The sequence below is a fragment of the Kribbella alba genome (genome assembly GCF_039529635.1).
Taxonomy (GTDB): Bacteria; Actinomycetota; Actinomycetes; order Propionibacteriales; family Kribbellaceae; genus Kribbella; species Kribbella alba.
Genome location: NZ_BAAANE010000007.1, coordinates 723,385 through 741,724, shown reverse-complemented (window position 1 = coordinate 741,724; position 18,340 = coordinate 723,385). Strand labels below are relative to the sequence as shown.

At 67.6% G+C, this 18,340-nt stretch carries 19 protein-coding genes and 1 pseudogene; 5 read left to right on the top strand and 15 right to left on the bottom strand.

Going from position 1 to position 18,340, the window contains the following annotated elements; all coding sequences use genetic code 11:
- Positions 1 to 6: 6 nt before the first annotated feature.
- On the bottom strand, positions 7 to 588 hold the full coding sequence (locus tag ABD210_RS21380) for a CGNR zinc finger domain-containing protein (protein WP_344113635.1): 582 nt from the start codon (positions 586 to 588) through the stop codon (positions 7 to 9).
- 72 nt (positions 589 to 660) lie between these two features.
- Here ABD210_RS21380 and ABD210_RS21375 point away from each other — a divergent pair, with 72 nt between their 5' ends.
- The 3 genes and pseudogenes from ABD210_RS21375 to ABD210_RS21365 form a co-directional block, all read left to right on the top strand.
- Positions 661 to 1,851, top strand: coding sequence for an MFS transporter (locus tag ABD210_RS21375; RefSeq protein ID WP_344113634.1), 1,191 nt, complete (start codon positions 661 to 663; stop codon positions 1,849 to 1,851).
- Positions 1,852 to 1,883: 32 nt separating this feature from the next.
- Positions 1,884 to 2,111 carry a ribbon-helix-helix protein, CopG family gene (locus ABD210_RS21370; protein WP_344113633.1) on the top strand — a complete coding sequence of 76 codons (228 nt, stop codon included), beginning with the start codon at positions 1,884 to 1,886 and terminating at the stop codon, positions 2,109 to 2,111.
- 440 nt (positions 2,112 to 2,551) lie between these two features.
- Positions 2,552 to 3,028: pseudogene (locus ABD210_RS21365) on the top strand (Clp protease N-terminal domain-containing protein); the annotation flags it as partial.
- A 239-nt stretch (positions 3,029 to 3,267) separates the two neighbouring features.
- Here ABD210_RS21365 and ABD210_RS21360 read toward each other — a convergent pair.
- From ABD210_RS21360 to ABD210_RS21340, 5 genes are all read right to left on the bottom strand, one after another.
- Positions 3,268 to 4,149, bottom strand: a complete 882-nt coding sequence (locus ABD210_RS21360; RefSeq protein ID WP_344113632.1) for a PPK2 family polyphosphate kinase — start codon at positions 4,147 to 4,149, stop codon at positions 3,268 to 3,270.
- 69 nt (positions 4,150 to 4,218) lie between these two features.
- Positions 4,219 to 4,938: a hypothetical protein gene (locus tag ABD210_RS21355; protein WP_344113631.1), complete on the bottom strand. Its 720-nt coding sequence runs from the start codon at positions 4,936 to 4,938 to the stop codon at positions 4,219 to 4,221.
- A gap of 194 nt (positions 4,939 to 5,132) precedes the next feature.
- A complete protein-coding gene (zapE, locus tag ABD210_RS21350) occupies positions 5,133 to 6,158 on the bottom strand; it encodes a cell division protein ZapE (RefSeq protein ID WP_344113630.1) in 1,026 nt (341 codons plus the stop codon).
- A 319-nt stretch (positions 6,159 to 6,477) separates the two neighbouring features.
- Positions 6,478 to 7,020: an FHA domain-containing protein gene (locus ABD210_RS21345; protein ID WP_344113629.1), complete on the bottom strand. Its 543-nt coding sequence runs from the start codon at positions 7,018 to 7,020 to the stop codon at positions 6,478 to 6,480.
- Between the two features lie 95 nt (positions 7,021 to 7,115).
- Positions 7,116 to 8,180: an ATP-dependent DNA ligase gene (locus ABD210_RS21340; RefSeq protein WP_344113627.1), complete on the bottom strand. Its 1,065-nt coding sequence runs from the start codon at positions 8,178 to 8,180 to the stop codon at positions 7,116 to 7,118.
- Positions 8,181 to 8,248: 68 nt separating this feature from the next.
- On the opposite strand from ABD210_RS21340, the gene ABD210_RS21335 reads away from it, so the two are divergent.
- Positions 8,249 to 8,764 carry a hypothetical protein gene (locus ABD210_RS21335; RefSeq protein ID WP_344113625.1) on the top strand — a complete coding sequence of 172 codons (516 nt, stop codon included), beginning with the start codon at positions 8,249 to 8,251 and terminating at the stop codon, positions 8,762 to 8,764.
- Positions 8,765 to 8,835: 71 nt separating this feature from the next.
- Here ABD210_RS21335 and ABD210_RS21330 read toward each other — a convergent pair whose 3' ends face one another.
- The 4 genes from ABD210_RS21330 to abc-f form a co-directional block, all read right to left on the bottom strand.
- Positions 8,836 to 9,012, bottom strand: a complete 177-nt coding sequence (locus tag ABD210_RS21330; RefSeq protein ID WP_344113624.1) for a hypothetical protein — start codon at positions 9,010 to 9,012, stop codon at positions 8,836 to 8,838.
- 260 nt (positions 9,013 to 9,272) lie between these two features.
- On the bottom strand, positions 9,273 to 11,159 hold the full coding sequence (locus ABD210_RS21325; RefSeq protein WP_344113623.1) for an ABC transporter ATP-binding protein: 1,887 nt from the start codon (positions 11,157 to 11,159) through the stop codon (positions 9,273 to 9,275).
- Between the two features lie 71 nt (positions 11,160 to 11,230).
- Entirely contained in the window at positions 11,231 to 12,001 is a 771-nt protein-coding gene (locus ABD210_RS21320; protein WP_344113622.1) for an enoyl-CoA hydratase/isomerase family protein, read from the bottom strand.
- Between the two features lie 66 nt (positions 12,002 to 12,067).
- A complete protein-coding gene (gene abc-f, locus ABD210_RS21315) occupies positions 12,068 to 13,666 on the bottom strand; it encodes a ribosomal protection-like ABC-F family protein (protein WP_344113621.1) in 1,599 nt (532 codons plus the stop codon).
- 106 nt (positions 13,667 to 13,772) lie between these two features.
- Here abc-f and ypfJ point away from each other — a divergent pair, with 106 nt between their 5' ends.
- Positions 13,773 to 14,684 carry a KPN_02809 family neutral zinc metallopeptidase gene (ypfJ, locus tag ABD210_RS21310; RefSeq protein ID WP_344113620.1) on the top strand — a complete coding sequence of 304 codons (912 nt, stop codon included), beginning with the start codon at positions 13,773 to 13,775 and terminating at the stop codon, positions 14,682 to 14,684.
- A 42-nt stretch (positions 14,685 to 14,726) separates the two neighbouring features.
- Here ypfJ and ABD210_RS21305 read toward each other — a convergent pair whose 3' ends face one another.
- The 5 genes from ABD210_RS21305 to sufC form a co-directional block, all read right to left on the bottom strand.
- Entirely contained in the window at positions 14,727 to 15,344 is a 618-nt protein-coding gene (locus ABD210_RS21305) for an acVLRF1 family peptidyl-tRNA hydrolase (RefSeq protein ID WP_344113619.1), read from the bottom strand.
- 85 nt (positions 15,345 to 15,429) lie between these two features.
- Positions 15,430 to 15,813, bottom strand: coding sequence for a metal-sulfur cluster assembly factor (locus ABD210_RS21300; RefSeq protein WP_344113618.1), 384 nt, complete (start codon positions 15,811 to 15,813; stop codon positions 15,430 to 15,432).
- Positions 15,806 to 16,276 (bottom strand): Fe-S cluster assembly sulfur transfer protein SufU, encoded by a 471-nt coding sequence (gene sufU, locus ABD210_RS21295; RefSeq protein ID WP_344113617.1) that lies wholly within the window; start codon positions 16,274 to 16,276, stop codon positions 15,806 to 15,808. Before sufU ends, ABD210_RS21300 begins: the two co-directional genes overlap by 8 nt.
- Positions 16,277 to 16,281: 5 nt before the next feature.
- The gene (locus tag ABD210_RS21290) at positions 16,282 to 17,562 is read right to left on the bottom strand and encodes a cysteine desulfurase (protein ID WP_344113616.1); all 1,281 of its coding nucleotides are present in this window, start codon (positions 17,560 to 17,562) and stop codon (positions 16,282 to 16,284) included.
- Positions 17,559 to 18,323, bottom strand: a complete 765-nt coding sequence (sufC, locus tag ABD210_RS21285; protein ID WP_344113615.1) for a Fe-S cluster assembly ATPase SufC — start codon at positions 18,321 to 18,323, stop codon at positions 17,559 to 17,561. The genes ABD210_RS21290 and sufC overlap by 4 nt, the downstream gene beginning before the upstream one ends.
- Positions 18,324 to 18,340: the final 17 nt, after the last annotated feature.

The window sequence follows — 18,340 nt, the reverse complement described above, 5'->3', positions numbered from 1 at the left end:
AGCAGCTCACCGCGCACGAGCGCGGTGAGCTGCTGCTTTCACGCGGCTCTGGCACTGCGGTGAGCAGAAGCGACGCTTGCTGTTCTTCGAGGTGTCGACGAACACGCGATCGCACAGCGGCGCCGCACAGACCCCAAGCCGTCCGGCGAGATCGCTGCCCAGCGCGATCGCGAGACCCGCGGCACAGCCGGCCGCCCAGCCCTTGGCCAGGGTGTCGTCGGGACCGTGGAAATGCAGGTTCCAGCCCGGGTTGCCGGTCCTGTCCAGCTGAGGACGGGCATCGGTGTCGACCAGCAGAGCATTGACCTCGACGGCCGCGTCGTCAGTCTTGCCGTCGTGAGCGGCTTCGAAAACCTTCCTCATCCGGGTCGCCAGTGCGGCCAGATGGTCGGCGTCGGACGGCTTCACGACCGGCCGAGGCCGACCATCGGCGCCCAAGGCGTCCGCGACCGCTTCCACCTTGGCGCCGCCGACAGGCGCGACAATCGCCACACCGCCCGCATGACCTTCCGTCAGCCGGTTCACCAGCTGGACCGAGGCGGTGAGGAGGCTCAGCACGTGACTATCGAAGTTCACTTGACTGGTCACTCCGAATCTTCGTAGGGTCGACCTGCGTGACTAACCATACTCATTTCAACAGTCACGCGGGAGGAGTGTCGGATGACGGTTGCGACAGGAACCGAGAGGCCGTCGTGGACCGGGCTGCCCGCGGCTGTCCGGCTCCTGGTGATCGCGCGCGCTGTCAACCGGCTCGGCGCGTTCACCCTTCCGTTCCTCGCTGTCGTGCTGACGGTCGAACTGGGTGCGACGGTCGCTGAGGCAGGGCTGGTCATGACGCTGTTCGGACTTGCCACGATCCCCTCCCGGATCTTCGGCGGTCACCTCGCGGACCGGCTGGGACGGAAGCCGACGATCATCGTCGGTCTCGTCGGCTGCGCGGTGAGCCAGACCTGGATCGCGTTGGCCGACCAGCTCTGGTCCGCGGTTCTTGCGGTCGCGCTGCTTGGATTGGTGTTCGAGATCTACGAGCCGCCGAGCCAGGCTGTCATCGCCGATGTCACCGCTCCGGCTGATCGACCGACCGCCTACTCCGCACTGGGCGCGGCCATGGCCGCGGCAGCCGTTGCGGCCGGCGTTCTCGCTGCAGCACTCTCCCATTGGGGTCTTCGCTGGCTCTTCGTTCTCGACGCAGCCACCTGCTTGGCGTGCGCCGTACTAGTCGGCCTTGCACTGCCCACTGCTGCTCCCCCATCCACCGCGCAGGGCACGCCGGCGACTGGCGGCGAAGGTTGGCGGGACCGCCGGTTGTTGGCGATGCTTGCCGTCGGCACCGTTTTCGCGACCATCTACATGACGCTCATCCTGGGTTTGCCCTTGACGCTCATCGCACGCAAACTGCCGCCATCAAACATCGGCCTGGTCCTCGGACTCTCCGCGCTGACGCTGGTCGCCGCCCAGCCTCTCCAGCGAATTCGCCGGCTGCGACAGCTGAACACCTTCCAGGTGATGACGATCGGCTACCTGCTACTCGCCGCCGGTCTGTTGGCCAACGGGTTCGCCACGAATCTGCTCGCGTTCCTGGCCGCCGCAGTCCTGTGGAGCCTGGGCGATCTCCTGCTTCTCAGCCGCGCCTTCACGATCGTGGCGGCACTGGCGCCGGAGCACGCGCGCGGCCGCTACCTGGCGATCTACGGCATCAGTTGGGGTATCGCCACCACTCTCGCCCCGCTCGCCGCCACCCAGCTCCTCGACCTCGCCGGCCCAATCCTCCTCTGGACCACCTGCGCCGCAGCCGCCCTCGCTCTCGCTGCCGTCCAGCCCAGCCTTCGCCGTCATCTCAACGTCCCCTAGCCGAGGGTTGATATCGTGATATCTTGCTAGCTATGTCGAAGGAAGCGACGAAGAACATCCTCTTGCGGTTGGACCCGGAGCTGGCCGAGCGGTTGCACCTGGTGGCCGAGGTCGAGGGCCGGTCCGTTTCCGATGTCGCTCGCGAGGCGATCGCCTCGCTGGTGGAGCACCGGCGAACGGATGAGAAGTTCAGCCGGCTGCTGGAGGAGAACCTCGCGCGGCACCAGCAGTCGCTCCGGCGGCTGCGCGAGGACGACTGATGCAACACCTCGACCTGTACGACGTACTGGCCGTTGCCGCGCGGGTGATGCGGTGCGACCCGGACGCCGCGATCCGCCGTACGGATCTGGAGGTCGTCGGGCAGGTCCTGCTGGACGTGACCTCACCGCTGTGGCGGGACGAACTCGCCGAGTCGGCAGCAGTGTTGCTGTCCGGGCTGGTGCGGGCACGGCCGTTCGCTGGTCCGAACCGGACGATCGCGATTGCGGTGGTGCTGCAGCTCGCCGGCCTCAACGGCGCCGACCTCGAGCTCGAACCGGTCGAGGAACTCGACGACCTCCTCGACCGCATCAAGGACGCCCGAGTGGCGACGCCCGAAGTGGTCGAGGTGCTGAGTGGGCGACTCCGCCCTAGAGAAGCCGCAGCCGTGATCGTCTCGACCTTCGGCGAGCACAATGAGGTCCGTTGCGAGGAGGTCGGAATGTTCGAGAAGTTCACGGAGCGGGCGCAACGCGTGATGGTCCTCGCGCAGGAGGAGGCGATAACGCTCTCGCACAATTACGTCGGCACCGAACATCTGCTGCTCGGCATCCTCGCCGAAGGTGAGGGCGTCGCCGCGAAGAGCCTCGCGACCCTCGGCATTTCGACGGCGGCGGCTCGCGCGAGCGTCGTGGAGACCATCGGCCGTGGGCAGAGCGAGCCGAGCGGCAACATCCCGTTCACACCCCGGGCCAAGAAGGTGCTGGAGCTGAGCAACCGCGAGGCCCTGCACCTCGGGCACGCCTACCTCGGTACCGAGCACCTCCTGCTCGGCCTCATCGGCGAGGGCAAAGGTGTCGCCGCACAGGTGCTGGTCAAACTCGGCGTCGACTTGCCGAAGCTGCACCAGCAGGTTCTCAGCTGGCTCGACCGACGCCAGCGCGCCGAATCAGCCGTCGCGGGATTCCTCGCCGAGGGCTCCGAGCACAGCGGCAACTTCTCCTGGGCCACGCCCGGACGCAGACACCACCTGCTCGGCGAATTGAAGAGCCTGCTCGACGAGAACGAGCGCCTGCACCAAGAAGTCGCCCGCCTCGGCGACAAGCTCCGCCAGAACAACGTCGACCCTGACGCCTGACGTTCGCGCCCCCGTACTACGAACAGCCGGGCGCCCGGGCGACCCGCAGTACCGGCTGGCGCGGTGTGTTCGCAGTACGGTCAGGTGGCTTCGAGGCGGGCCTTTTCGGCTTCGACGTCGAAGTCTGGCGGGGGCCACTGCGGGTCGAGGCCCTTCAGGGTTTCGAGGAGCAGGGTGGTCACTGCCCAGTTGCGATACCACTTGCGGTCGCTCGGGATCACGTACCACGGCGCATCCGCGGTGTTGCACCGCTCCAGCGCGGCTTGGTACGCCTCGGCGTAGGCCGGCCAGAGCTGCCGCTCGTCCACATCGCCCGGGTTGTACTTCCAGTGCTTCGTCGGGTCGTCGAGCCGCGCCAGGAGCCGGGCCTTCTGCTCCTCCCGCGAGATGTGCAGGAAGCACTTCACCACCGTGACGCCGGCGGCCGTCACCTCGGCCTCGAACTCGTTGATCTGGTCGTACCGGCGGTTCCACACCGGCGGCGCCACCAGGTTGCGGACCCGCGCGATCAGCACGTCCTCGTAGTGCGACCGGTCGAAGATCCCGACGATGCCCGGCCCGGGGAGAGCCTGGCGGATCCGCCAGAGGAATCCGCGCCGCTTCTCAGCCGGCGTCGGCGCTTTGAATGAGGTGATCCGGAGGCCCTGCGGATCCATCAGACCCGCGCCATGGCGGATCACGCCGCCCTTGCCGGACGTGTCCATCCCTTGCAACACGAGCAGGATGCGGCGCTGACCACCCTTGCGCCCCTCGGCGAACAGACGCTCCTGCCAGTCCGAGACCTCATCGCCGAGCTGCTCGAGGGCGACCTTCCCCTCGTCCTTGCTGCCCGAGAACCCGGTCGTCGCACGGGTGTCGTAGGCGCTCAGGTCGACCGCGCCGGGCGGGACCCGCAACTCGTCCAGCAACTTGCCGGTCGGTACGTCGACCTCACCCGGCTTCGGGCTCTTGTTCTTCGCCATTCGAACATCCTGCCCCATCCCCACCGGAGAACCGGTGAGGACAGGGCAGGACTTCAGCCCGTACTGCGGTCAGCGGGTGGTGACGGCGCTGCCGAGGTCCCAGCTGATGGAGGTGGAGTACAGCGAGAACCGGTAGTCCCGGGTCTTGCTGTAGCGGTAGGCCATGGTGACCTCACCCTTGGAGTTGGTGTAGACCGACTTCAGCGTCTTCCAGGTGGTGGTGCCCCGCTCACGGAACTGGAACACACCCCCGGCGGAACGCTTGAAGAAGGTGTTGCTCGACGTCGAGTAGAGGAGCGAGGTGCCCTTCAGGGTGACGACGTCAGCCGTGCGCGACGACGAGATCCACGCACCGGCCGCCAGCTTGACGGTGGTGCCGGGAGTGTTCTGCGTCAGCGTGTTGTCCGAGCCGTCGAACGCACCGATGGGACGCCAGGTCATGACGCCGATCGGGTAGTTCGAGTAGACGTCCCAGACCTGGCTGTTCACATTGTCAAACAGCAGGCCGTCGACGGCGCCCATGCTCGGGTGGTACAGATTCCAGCCGGAGAGGCTGTTGGGTTCGGTGCAGTTGCCGGTGACCTTCACCGTGAGGCCGACATACGGCCGACCGATGGCCACACGGTTCGGCACAGCGAGGTTGCAGGTACCAGCCGCAACAGCGTTGGCCTTGGCGGTCGCGCTCTTGGGCAGGCTGACAGGCCCCGGCGTCTTCGCCGAAGCGCCGAGCGGCAGCAGCGCAGCTACGCCGATCGCCGCTACGACGGACGTGAGGGTACGACGAATCATTCGGTGATAGCTCCTTGTGTCATGCAGGCGATGGCACTGGGACCCCCCTCAGCACCGGTTTCCGCGCGCAGCCTAGCCGCCCCGAGGTCTACCCCCATCACCCGTTGCACTCACATGCAAAGGCCTGAACGCTGCGTGTCCACGCATCACCCGACAGTCACATCCGAAGCATGCCGCCGAGGTCGCCAACAGGGTCAGGCGTCTGTCATGCCGGTGTTGGCGAGGGCTATCAGGCGGGACAGGGCTCGGAGGTATTTCTTGCGGTAGCCGCCCTTGAGCATGGCAGGGGTGAACATGCGGTCGAGGGGGATGCCGCTGGCGACGAGCGGGATGTCGCGGTCATACATGCGGTCCGCCAGTACTACGAGGCGGAGGGCGACGTTCTCGTCGGTGAGTTCGCGGATGTCGAGGATGCCGACGGTCTGTACTCCGTCGAGGAGCGCGCCGTACTTGCTCGGATGAAGTTCCGCGAGGTGGTGATGGAGGTCGACGAAGTGGTCGCACGAGGAGCCCGGGCGTTCCTCGGCAGCTTGCTCGACGCGCGCGTCCGACCAAGGGTCAGGAGCCACCGGCAGGCCTCGGTGGCGGTAGTCGGGCCCGTCGATCCGGCGTACGTCGAAGTGTGCGGACAGACCCTGGATTTCGCGGAGGAAGTCGATCGCCTGGAACCGCCCCTCGCCGAGCTTGTCCGGCAGGGTGTTCGAGGTGGCAGCCAGCTGGACGCCGGCCCCGACGAGTTGCCCGAGCAGCCGCGAGATCAGCACGGTGTCCCCCGGATCGTCCAGCTCGAACTCGTCGATGCAGATCAACCGGTACGCCGACAGCGCCTCGACGGCTGAGCGCATTCCAAGAGCGCCGACCAGGTTCGTCAGCTCGACGAAGGTGCAGTACATCTTCGGGTCGGCCGAGACGTGCCACAGAGAAGCGAGCAGGTGGGTCTTACCGACGCCGAATCCGCCGTCGAGGTAGATCCCGGACTTCTCGGGCCCGGCCGGTTTCGAGCCGCGGAGGCGGGACCACAGAGAGCGCTCCCTACGGGGCTCCGCGAGGAGCTCGCCGCGTCGCCGGAGTACGGCGAGGGCTTCGGCCTGGCTCGGTTCGTCGGGGTCGGGGCGGTAGGTCTCGAACCGTACGCCGGAGAAGCGGGGTGGTGGCACGCATTCCGACAGCAACCGGTCCGGGCTCACCTCCGGCCGGCGCCCGGTGAGACGAATCGGCATACCGCCCACCCTACGAGAATCCCCCCGACCACCTTGCGTCCGACCAGAGGCGGGGCAGGACCCGCACTCCCTCGGACGCTAGCGGGGGCTGGTGTTACGTCCGAACAGGGAGGGGGCAGAACCCGCGCTCCCTCGGACGCTAGCGGGTGCTGATGTTTACGTCCGAACAGGGATGGGGCAGAACCCGCGCTCCTTCGGACGCAACCGGCTGGTGGAGCGACGAATTCACCGATACGTTCGCCCGAGGCTTCCCGAATCCAGCAGTGGCAAGAGCGCAGCGGGCGGGACGTTCAATCGACAGGTGACGGCTGACGAATCGTCAGTGAGGGTCGGTCCAGGTGAGGGTGAAGGGGATGACGCCGAACTGGAGGTGGTCGCCGGGGCGGACTCGGGTCGGGCTGGTGATACGGGTGCCGTTGACGTGGGTGCCGTTCATCGAGTTGAGGTCGCGGACCACCCAGCCGTCGCCGACGTGGCGCAGTTCGGCGTGGAACCGCGATACCGAGATGTCGGTGAGGCGGAGGGTGGCGCCGGGGCCGCGACCGATTCGTAGCGTCGGGGAACCGGGGCGCGGGAGGGCGAGGCCTGGGATCTGCGGGGGCGTTCGCGGGGTCACGCTGAGGCGCGGGATCCGTGCGACGAGCTGACGGAACAGCCGCAGGAGCTTCGGTTCCTCGCCGGGGAGATCCTGGGTGGCGTGGGCGAGCTCGCTGCGGGTCTGGGCGCGCAGTACGAAGTTCATCCGGCGGATGAAGGTGTCGTGCGACAGCCGGCCCGAGCCCGCGCCCTCGCGCAGGACCGCCAGCGCCTGATCCCGCTCGGCATCCGACGGCCGCGTCGTCTCCAGCCCCGTCGATGTCATGACTGGATTGTCGGCTGCTGCCCGGTTCACTGTCCAGCGCAGCCCCTCCGCAGGTCTAGACCCGTACTACGCTCCGCCCGCCCGGGGTCGCCGGGTCAGCCGAGGACGTCGGCGAGGTCGAACTTGACCGGCTCCTCGAGCTGTTCGTAGGTGCAGGATTCGGGGGTACGGTCAGGGCGCCAGCGGACGAACTGGGCAGTGTGGCGGAAGCGGACGCCCTCCATGTGGTCGTAGCGGACCTCGACCACCCGCTCCGGGCGCAGCGGGATGAAGCTCAGGTCCTTGCCCGCCTGCCACCTGCTGCCTTCGGCGTTGCGCGGCGTACGGTTGCCCTCCTCCTGCTTGGCCCAGGCCCAGGGGTGGTCGTCGAAGTCGGTGACGAGTTCCTGCATCTCCTCGAAGAGTTCCTCGCGCCGCGCCATCGGGAACGCGCCGATCACGCCGACGCTGGCCAGGACGCCCTCGTCGTTGAAGAGCCCCAGCAGCAACGAGCCGATCCGGTTCGGGCCGCTCTTGTGCAGGCGGTATCCCGCGACCACGCAGTCGGCGGTGCGCTCGTGCTTGATCTTGAACATGGTCCGCTTGTCCGGCTCGTACAACCCGTCCAGCGGCTTGGCGATCACGCCGTCGAGCCCGGCGCCCTCGAACTGTTCGAACCAGTCCTTCGCCGTGGCCAGGTCGGTCGTCGTACGGGTGAGGTGAATCGGCGCCTCGGCCGGGGCGAGCGCCTTCTCCAGGGCGGCGCGGCGCTCGGCGAACGGCCGGTCGGTGTAGTCCGTGTCGCCGAGGGCAAGGAGATCGAAGGCGACAAAACGTGCCGGGGTCGTCTCGGAGAGCATCTTCACCCGGGAGGCCGCGGGGTGGATCCGCTGCTGCAGCACCTCGAACTCCAGCCGATCGCCGGACGGGCCGATGACCACGATCTCGCCGTCGACCACGCAGCGTTCCGGCAGGTTCGCCTTGATCGCCTCGACCAGTTCCGGGAAGTACCGCGTCATCGGCTTCTCGTTGCGGCTGCCGATCTCGACCTCGTCGCCGTCGCGGAAGATGATCGAGCGGAAGCCGTCCCACTTCGGCTCGAAGCTGACGTCGCCGTCCGGGAACTGCTTCACCGCCTTCGCCAGCATCGGCGGGACCGGTGGCATCACGGGTAGCTGCATGTCCGCCATTCTGCCTGCGGACGGGGCATTATGGTGCCATACCAGTCGGTAGGACCGGAGGTACGGAGATGTACGACGTCGTACTGCTCATCGAACAGGAACTGACCGAGCCTGACGCCAAGCGCGTCGTCGACCTGCATCAGGACATGCCTGAGACGGTCAAGTACCACGTGCTGGTGCCCTGCCACAACGCCGAGGCAGGTGTGGAGGCCTCGCTGAGCGCACTGGGCACAGCGGACCTCTACGGGGCCGGCCTCGTGGACCAGCGAGAGGATCTGGCCGAGGCACAGAAGGCGATCGACAGCGAGGCCAAGGACTGCACCGGGCGGAGCGTGCAGCGGTTGCGGGATCTTGGTCAGCGGGCCGAGGGCGGAATCTCCCACGACCGGCCGATCGACGCGCTGACCGCGACAGTGAAGAAGGTGGGCGGCCAGGAGGTCATCATCCTCACCCGGTCGCACATCGTGGCGGAGTTCTTCCACCTGGACTGGACCAACAGCGCCCGCCGCCACCTCGGCGTACCAGTGCTTCACCTGCTGGAGCACGACGAGCACAAGGCGAGGAAGCAGGCGCCGACCAACTGACGTCGGCCGACCGCGGCTGCATCGGGCGCCTGCGCGTGGACGCCTGCGCGTGGACGCGGAAGCGGGCGCGGCTAGTGCAGGACGAGGGCGGCGTAGGTGAGGCCGCTTGCGAGGGCGCCGAAGAAGAGGGAGAGACCTCTGCGCAGGGTCTGTTCGCCGACCTTGCCGTAGTGCTGGCCGTCCTCGCAGTGATAGGCGAGCTTGAAGCCTGTGTAGCCCGCGCAGACGACCAATGCGAACTTGATCATCCCCCAGTCCTCCTCACGTCAGGACAATGCTGCCGCCTATGAACAGTACCCCGATCGATAGTCCCCAACTGCGTAAGTCCAGGCACTGAGCGCACCACTCGACGAGTCAGCGTCGGTTGACGGCAGCAACTTGACCGAAGGCGGCTGCCGGCTGGCGGGTTCTTCGTCCGCTGGCGTCGAACAAGCCCGCTACTCGTCCAAAAACCGGCCAGCGGGTCGGCGGACAGGCGCAGCGGGTCGGCGGAAGGACGCCGGCGGACTTATACGCCGGCGGCTGTGTCCGAGGTGGCGAACTGGGTGTGGTAGAGGTCGGCGTATTCGCCGTCGAGGGCGAGGAGTTCTTCGTGGGTGCCTCGTTCGACAATGTTGCCGTGGTCAACTACCAGGATCTGGTCGGCGTTTCGCACGGTCGACAGGCGGTGCGCGATGACCAGTGAGGTGCGGCCTTCCAAGGCCGTGTCGAGGGCCTGTTGCACGGCGACCTCGGACTCCGAGTCCAGGTGCGCGGTTGCCTCGTCGAGTACGACGACGCGCGGCGCCTTCAGGAGCAGGCGGGCGATCGCCAGCCGCTGGCGTTCTCCGCCGGAGAGGCGGTGCCCGCGATCGCCGACGACCGTGTCCAGGCCGTCCGGGAGCGACGAGACCAGGTCCCACACCTGCGCCGAGCGAAGGGCTTCGATCATCTCGTCGTCGCCGGCGTCGGGCTTCGCATAGGCCAGGTTCGCGCGGATCGTGTCGTGGAACATGTGCGCGTCCTGGGTGACGTAGCCGATGGTGTCGTGCAGCGACTGCAAGGTCACCTCGCGCACGTCATGCCCAGCCACCAGGACCGCCCCACCCGTGACGTCGTACAACCGGGCGACGAGGTTCGTGATGGTCGTCTTGCCTGCGCCGGACGGGCCTACCAGCGCGACCATCTGGCCGGGCTCGACGGTGAACGTGATGTCTTCGAGCACCTGCGACGAAGCTCGCTTGTCCAGCACGGCCACGGACTCCAGGCTCGCGAGCGAGACCTGCTCCGCGGTCGGGTAGGAGAACGACACGTGGTCGAAGGAGACCGTGGTGGCATCTGCCGGAAGCTCGCGGGCGTCCGGAGCGTCCTTGATCATCGGCTCCAGGTCGAGCACCTCGAAGACCCGCTCGAACGACACCAGCGCGGTCATCACGTCGACCCGCACGTTGGACAGCGCGGTCAGCGGACCGTAAAGCCGGCCGAGCAGAGCGACCAGCGCGAGCAAGGTCCCGACCGTCAGGGTCTCCCGGACGGCGAGGTTTCCGCCCACGCCGTACACGAGGGCCGTTGCGAGGGCGGCGACCAGGGTGAGCGCGGTGAAGAAGACGCGGCCGAGCATCGCGATCCGGATGCCGAGGTCGCGGACCCGGCCCGAAGTCGCGCCGAACTCGCGGTTCTCGATCTCGGGCTGGCCGAACAGGGTCACCAGCAGGGCACCACCGACGCTGAACCGCTCGGTCATCGCCGTCGACATCTCGGCGTTGAGCTGCATCTGCTCGCGCGTCATCGCGGCCAGCCTGCGGCCCAGATAGCGCGCCGGGAGCAGGAACACCGGCAGCAGCAGGATCGCCACCACCGTGAGCTGCCAGCTCAGCAGCAGCATCGCGCCGACCACGAGGATCAGGCTGATCACGTTCGAGACGACGCCTGAAAGCGTCGAAGTGAAGGCCTGCTGAGCACCGATCACGTCGTTGTTGAGTCGCGACACCAGCGCACCGGTCTGGGTGCGGGTGAAGAAGGCGACCGGCATCTGCTGGACGTGGGCGAACACCTTCGTCCGCAGGTCGTAGATCAGCCCCTCACCGATGCGCGCCGAGAACCAGCGCTGCATCAACCCGAGGGCGGCCTCCACCACGGCGAGCAGCGCGACCACCAGGGCGAGCGCGGTCACCAGGCCGGCGTTGCCCTTGCTGATGCCGTCGTCAACGATCTTCTTGAACAGCAGCGGCGAGGCGATCACCATGAACGCCGACAGGACCACCAGCACCAAGAAGACCGAGATGTGCCAGCGGAACGGCTTGGCGAACCGGAGGATCCGCTTCAGAGTGCCCTTGGCCAGCTTGCGCTCGAGCACCGACGCGTCCTGCCGCCGCCAGCTGCCCGCGCCGCCACCCATTCGCATCCCTGAAGACATCCGCATTCCCTCCCTGCACTCAACTCGTCAACCTTGACAACACTTCAGGTCGTTCAGAACTTCCCGGCAGGTCAGCCGAGACTCGCCAGCAGCTCCGCCAGCCGCCGGGCCTGGGCCCCCCGCTCGGCCTTCAACTGATCCTCGTACGAGCGGTCGCCGGCGCCGAGCAGCAGCGCCTTCGTCTCCCGCACCGCCCCCGCGAGCGGAGTCAGCAGAGCCGAGCTCAGATCCTTCACGGTCCCCGCCAGCTCCTCGGCCGGTACGACGATGTTCGCCAGCCCCAGCTGACGTGCCTCGTCAGCCTCGACCCACCGCGACGTCGCACAGATCTCCAACGCGCGGGAGTACCCCACGAGTTGCACGAGGGGCTGCGTCCCGCCCAAGTCAGGCACCAACCCGAGAGCAGGCTCGCGCATACTGAACTTCGCATCCGGCGTCACCACCCGCAGGTCACAGGCCAAGGCCAGCTGGAACCCGGCGCCGACGGCGTGACCCTGCACCGCGGCGATGCTGACGAACTCCGGCCGCCGGAGCCAGGAGAACCCGGCCTGGAAGCCCCCGATGATCTCGTGCACCTCAGCAGGCGGTCTGGCGCCGAGCGCGAGCAGCGGCTCCTCCCCGTCCACCGTCTCGCCCATGATCAGCCGGCGATCAAGCCCGGCCGAGAACGAAGGCCCCTCCCCCGATACGACGACCACCCGGACCTCCGGCGGCAGCGTCGTACCGAAGTCGGCCAGGGCTCGCCACATCGCGGGAGTCTGCGCGTTGCGCACCTCCGGCCGGTCCAGCACCACCCGGGCCACCGGCCCGTCCACCGTCAACCGCAATCCGAGATCTGTCATGCCAGTGAACATACGCGAACCATCCGCACTTTCCGTGCGGTCATCGTCACCTGTGGATGACGCCACTCAGGCGAGCGAAACGAGGTCGGCGTAGTCGTTCGTCCACAGATCCTCGACCCCGTCGGGAAGTAGCAGCACCCGCTCGGGCTCGAGCGCCTCCACCGCGCCCTCGTCGTGGGTCACCAGCACGATCGCCCCGGCGTACGAGCGGATCGCGTTCAGCACCTCGGTGCGCGACGCGGGGTCCAGGTTGTTCGTCGGCTCGTCGAGCAGCAGCACGTTCGCGGCCGAGACGACGAGCGTCGCCAGCGCCAGCCGGGTCTTCTCACCACCCGACAGCACCCGAGCCGGCTTGTCCGCGTCGTCACCGGTGAACAGGAACGAACCGAGCACACTCCGCGCCTGGGTCTCGTTCAGATCCGGTGCGGCGGACTTCATGTTCTCCAGCACGGTCCGGTCGACGTCGAGCGTCTCGTGCTCCTGCGCGTAGTACCCGAGCTTGAGCCCGTGTCCGTCGATGACCTCGCCGGTGTCCGACTTCTCGATCCCGGACAGCACCCGCAGCAGCGTCGTCTTACCGGCGCCGTTGAGGCCTAGGACCACGACCCGCGAACCGCGGTCGATCGCCAGATCCACGTCCGTGAAGATCTCCAGCGAGCCGTAGGACTTCGAGAGCTCCTTGGCCATCAGCGGCGTCTTCCCGCATTGTGCAGGCGTCGGGAACACGATCTTGGCGACGCGGTCCGAAGCGCGCTCGTCCTCGAGCGAGGCCATCAGCTTCTCGGCCCGCTTGAGCATCTGCTGAGCCGCGGTCGCCTTGGTCGCCTTCGCGCGCATCTTGTTCGCCTGGTCGACCAGCTGGCCGGCCTTCTTCTCGGCGTTCGCGCGTTCGCGCTTGCGGCGGCGCTCGTCGGTCTCGCGCTGCGTCAGGTACGCCTTCCAGCCGACGTTGTAGACGTCGATCTCGGCCCGGTTCGCGTCCAGGTGGAACACCCGGGTGACGGTCTCCTCCAACAGGTTCACGTCGTGGCTGATCATGATCACGCCACCCGCGTAGGACTTGAGGAAGTCGCGGAGCCAGACGATCGAGTCGGCGTCCAGGTGGTTGGTCGGCTCGTCCAGCAGCAGCGTCTCCGCCTGCGCGAACAGGATCCGGGCCAGCTCGACGCGCCGACGCTGACCACCCGACAAAGTGCTCAGCGGTTGCCCCAGCACCCTGTCCGGAAGCCCCAGGTTGGCAGCGATCCGGGCCGCCTCGGACTCGGCGGCGTAACCACCCGCCGCGTGCAGCTCCGCCTCGGCCCGCTCGTACCGCCGCATGCCCTTCTCACGGGTCTTGTCGTCCGCGCTGGCCATCGCCTTCTCGGCGTTGCGCAGCCGCCGGACGACCTCGTCCAGGCCGCGAGCGGACAGGATCCGGTCCCGGGCCAGTACGTCGAGGTCGCCCGTCCGCGGATCCTGCGGCAGGTAGCCGATCTCGCCCGACGACGTGACCGATCCGCTGGCCGGCAGCCCCTCGCCGGCGAGGATCTTCGTCAGCGTCGTCTTGCCGGCGCCGTTCCGACCGACCAGGCCCACTTTGTCCCCCGGTCCGACCCGGAAGGAGGCAGGCGCGAGGAGTTGCCTGGCCCCGACGCGGACCTCGAGATTGGAGACGGTGATCATCGTGGCGCAGCAGTCCTCAGAATCGGAGGTGGGGTGAAAGAGAGCGGGTCGGCGACGCCACGTCACAAGACGGCCTGTTCCCGCGGCTGCGTCTAGTGTATGTGCTGTGAAATTCAACCCGGACGCCGACTTGGACACCAGCGGGGTCGAGGACACCCGCGGCAGCGGTGGCGGCGGTGGTGGTGGCCTGCTGCCGGGCGGGCTGGGAATTCCGGTCGGCGGCGGGATCGGCGGCATCATCCTGCTGGTCGTCATCCTCTTGCTGAACGGCGGGCTGCCCGGCGGCGGAGGCAGCAGTGACCAGCCGGTGACACAGAACACCGCACCGGGAAACCTCAACGCGTGCAAGAAGGGCTCGGACATCGGGTCGAACCCGGAGTGCCGGTTCGTCCTGTACCAGAACTCGATCGAGGGTTTCTGGGCCGCGGAGCTGCCCAGGCGCGGCAAGAAGTACGTCAGGGCGCCGCTGCGGGTCTTCGACGGCTCGGTGAACACCGGCTGCGGTCCCGCGACCAGCGCCGTCGGGCCGTTCTACTGCCCGCCGGATCGCCGGGTCTACCTGGATCTGGGCTTCTTCAAGACCTTGGAGACCCAGTTGGGCGCGCGGGGCGGCAACTTCGCCGAGGCCTACGTGGTGGCGCACGAGTACGGGCACCACATCCAGAACCTCTACGGGATCCTCGACCGGATCAAGAGCCGCGAAGGCCCGACCTCGGACTCGGTCCGGTCGGAGTTGCAGGCAGACTGCCTGGCCGGGATCTGGACCAACCACGCGACCACGGTGCCGGACAAGAACGGCAAGACCTTCATCGAAGGCCTGACCGAGGACGACATCGCCCGCGGCCTCGACGCCGCAGCCTCGGTGGGTGACGACCGGATCCAGCAGAAGACCCAGGGTCAGGTCACCCCGGAGAGCTTCAGCCACGGCACCGCCGAGCAGCGGATGAAATGGTTCAAGACCGGCATGGACTCCGGCGACATGACCGCCTGCGACACCTGGTCCGCCGACCGGCTCTGAGCTGACGCCGCTGCGATCGGACCTGCGCTGCGCACAGAGGGTCTAGGCAGGGTCGGTCAGCTCGATCCGGACAGCCAGCGCGTCCACGCCAGCCTGTTCGAGCACCTTCTGCTTGGGATCGGCCACGCCCAGGAAGGGCGGCCGGACCAACGGCACGAGATCCTTGAGCCGAGGATCCTCGAGCACCGTATCGATCGCCTTGCGATCTCCCCCGCACACCAGTACGTCGAGCTTGGCCGGCGCAAGAATCCGTACGGCGACCTCCGTGGCCGCCGCGAACGCCTCGCGTGCCTGGTTGTCCCGCCGCCGGGCGAACCGCTGTTGCGACCACCCGCCCGCCTTGGTCGTTCCCTGCACATGCCGCGAGCCGACCTTGGAATCCACGAGCTCGCCGCCCACGAAGACCCCGGCACCATAGCCGCCCCGCCGTACCAGCAGTACTCCGAGGCGGCGGTCGGCGAGCACGTGGGCGACCAGGCCGGCCGGGGTGAGGTCTTCGAGTGGCCCGAACGGTACGTCGATCTCCGCGAGCGAACCGTCCTGAGCCGACGCGCTCAGGCGCGACGGCGTCACGTGGTACGAGGTGACGCCGTGGCGCTCGGTGAAGCCGGACAGCCAGCGTTCGAGCCGTGCGGGCGCAACAGAGACATATCGGGTCACGCAGCGACGCTAACGCATCCGAACGGGTCACCCACGCAGGCGAAAGCCCGGGCCATCCTGACCCGGGCTTCCACAAAGGGGGAACTCAGACGTTGAACCCCAGTGCACGCAGCTGGTCGCGGCCGTCGTCGGTGATCTTCTCCGGACCCCACGGCGGCATCCAGACCCAGTTGATCCGGAAGTCGTTCACCAGGCCGTCCAGCGCCGTCCGGGTCTGGTCCTCGATCACGTCGGTCAGCGGGCAGGCCGCGGACGTCAGCGTCATGTCGATGATCGCGGTGGTGGTGTCGTCCACGGTCACGCCGTAGATCAGGCCCAGGTCGACCACGTTGATGCCGAGCTCGGGGTCGACGACGTCCTTGAGCGCCTCGGTCACGTCCTCAACGGCGACGCTGCCACCAGCCGGCTTGTTCGCAGCTTCGAGGTCCACCTCGGGCAGCTCGATCTTCTCTTCGGTCTGGTCAGACATTGCTCGCTCCTTCTTTCTTCGCCAGAGCCTGGGCGGTGGCGTCACGCCAGGCCGACCAGCCCAGCAGTGCGCACTTCACCCGGGCCGGGAACTGCGCGACACCCGCGAAGGCGACGCCGTCTTCCAAAACTGCTGCGTCCTCGGAGTCCGGCTCCACTTGTTTACCCCGGCCCTGCATCAGCTCCAGGAACTTCTCGTACGTCGCCATGCCCTCGGCGACCGACTTGCCGATCACCAGGTCGCTCATCACCGACGTCGCCGCCTGGCTGATCGAACAGCCGACGCTGTGGTGGGTCACGCCGGTCACGGTGTCACCGTCGAGCTCGACGCGCAGCGTGACCTCGTCCCCGCAGGACGGGTTCACGTGGTGCACCTCCACGTCGTACGGCTCCGCGAGCCCCGCGTGGTGCGGAGTCCGGTAGTGATCCAGGATGATCTCCTGGTACAGCGAATCCAGCTGCATAGACGTCAGGCCACCTTGAAGAATGAGCGGACGAAGCCGAGGCCGTCGACGAGCGCGTCGATCTCCTCCGGCGTCGTGTACAGGTAGAAGGACGCCCGCGTCGAGGACTGCACACCGAACCGCTCGTGCACCGGCCGCGCACAGTGATGCCCGGCCCGTACTGCGATCCCGCGCGTGTCCAGCACGGTTGCCACGTCGTGCGGGTGAACTCCTTCGAGCTCGAAGCTGATCGCTCCGCCACGGTCGACGGCCTCGGTCGGACCGAGAATGGTCAGCCCCGGAACGGTCTTCAGACCTTCCAGCGCGTACGCCGTGACGGCCTGCTCGTGCGCCGCGATCTTGTCCATCCCGATGCCGGCCAGGTAGTCCAGCGCCGCACCGAGTCCGACCGCCTGCGCGATCGGCGGCGTACCGGCCTCGAAGCGGGACGGCGGCGGCGCATAGGTCGAGCCGGTCATCCGCACGACCTCGATCATCTCTCCACCGCCGAGGAACGGCGGCAGCTGGGCGAGCAGGTCGTAGCGGCCCCAGAGCACGCCGATCCCGGTCGGGCCGACGGCCTTGTGGCCGGTGAAGGCGAGCAGATCCGCGCCCAGCGTCGACACGTCGACGGGGAACTGCGGCACCGCCTGCGAGGCGTCGACCACCACGGTCGCGCCGACCGCGTGGGCCTTCGTGGCGATCTCGGTGATCGGGTTGATCGTGCCGAGTGCGTTCGAGACCCAGGTCAGCGAGACGACCTTGGTGCGCTCGGTGAGGAGCTCGTCGATGTTGCTCTGGTCGAGCCGGCCCTCGTCGGTGACCCCGAACCACTTCAGCGTCGCGCCGGTCCGCTCGCAGGCGAGCTGCCACGGCACGATGTTGCTGTGGTGCTCCATCTCGGAGATCACCACCTCGTCGCCCGGCTTCAGCGAAGCGCCCAGCGTGTGGGCTGCCAGGTTGAGCGCCTCGGAGGCGTTCTTGGTGAAGACGATCTCGTCCCGGTTCGGCGCGCCGATGAACGCCGCCACCTTGTCGCGACCACCCTCGTACGCCGCGGTGGCCTCCGCACCGAGCTGGTGCATCGCCCGGGCCACGTTGGCGTTGTGCTTCAGATAGTGGTCCTCGATCGCCTGCACGACCTGGACCGGCTTCTGCGAGGAGTTGGCCGAGTCCAGGTAGACGAGCGGGAACCCACCTGAGAGTTCACGGGACAAGATGGGGAAGTCCGCCCGGACCGACTGCCAGTCCAACGGACTCTCGAAAGAGGACTGCAGGGGACTGCTGTACGTCCGGGCCTCGGTCATGCCTTCGCGCCTGTCTTCAGGAACCGCTCGTACCCGTTCGCCTCGAGCTCCTCGGCGAGCTCGGGGCCGCCCTCTTCGGCGACCCGGCCGTCGACGAACACGTGGACGAAGTCCGGGTGGATGTAGCGCAGGATCCGGGTGTAGTGGGTGATCAGCAGAACGCCCTTGTCACCCTTCTCCGCGAACCGGTTCACACCGGTGGAGACGATCTTCAACGCGTCGATGTCGAGACCGGAGTCGGTCTCGTCGAGGATCGCGATCTTCGGGTCGAGCAGCTCCAGCTGGACGATCTCGTGCCGCTTCTTCTCACCGCCGGAGAAGCCCTCGTTCACGTTCCGGTTGCCGAAGTCGGCGTCCATGTCCAGGTCGGAGAGCGCCTTGTTGACGTCCTTGACCCAGGTGCGCAGCTTCGGCGCCTCGCCGTCGATGGCGGTCTTGGCGGTCCGCAGGAAGTTCGACACGGTCACGCCGGGCACCTCGACCGGATACTGCATCGCCAGGAACAGGCCGGCCCGGGCGCGCTCGTCGACCTTCATGTCCAGGACATCTTCGCCGTCGAGGGTCACGGTGCCGCTGGTGACGTTGTACTTCGGGTGGCCGGCGATCGAGTACGCCAGCGTGGACTTGCCGGAACCGTTCGGGCCCATGATCGCGTGCGTCTGGCCACCGGCGATGGTCAGGTCGACGCCGCGCAGGATCTCCTTGGGGCCGTTCTCGGTGTCGACCGACACATGCAGGTCGCGGATCTCGAGTGTCGCCATGGGGTTCTTCTATCTCC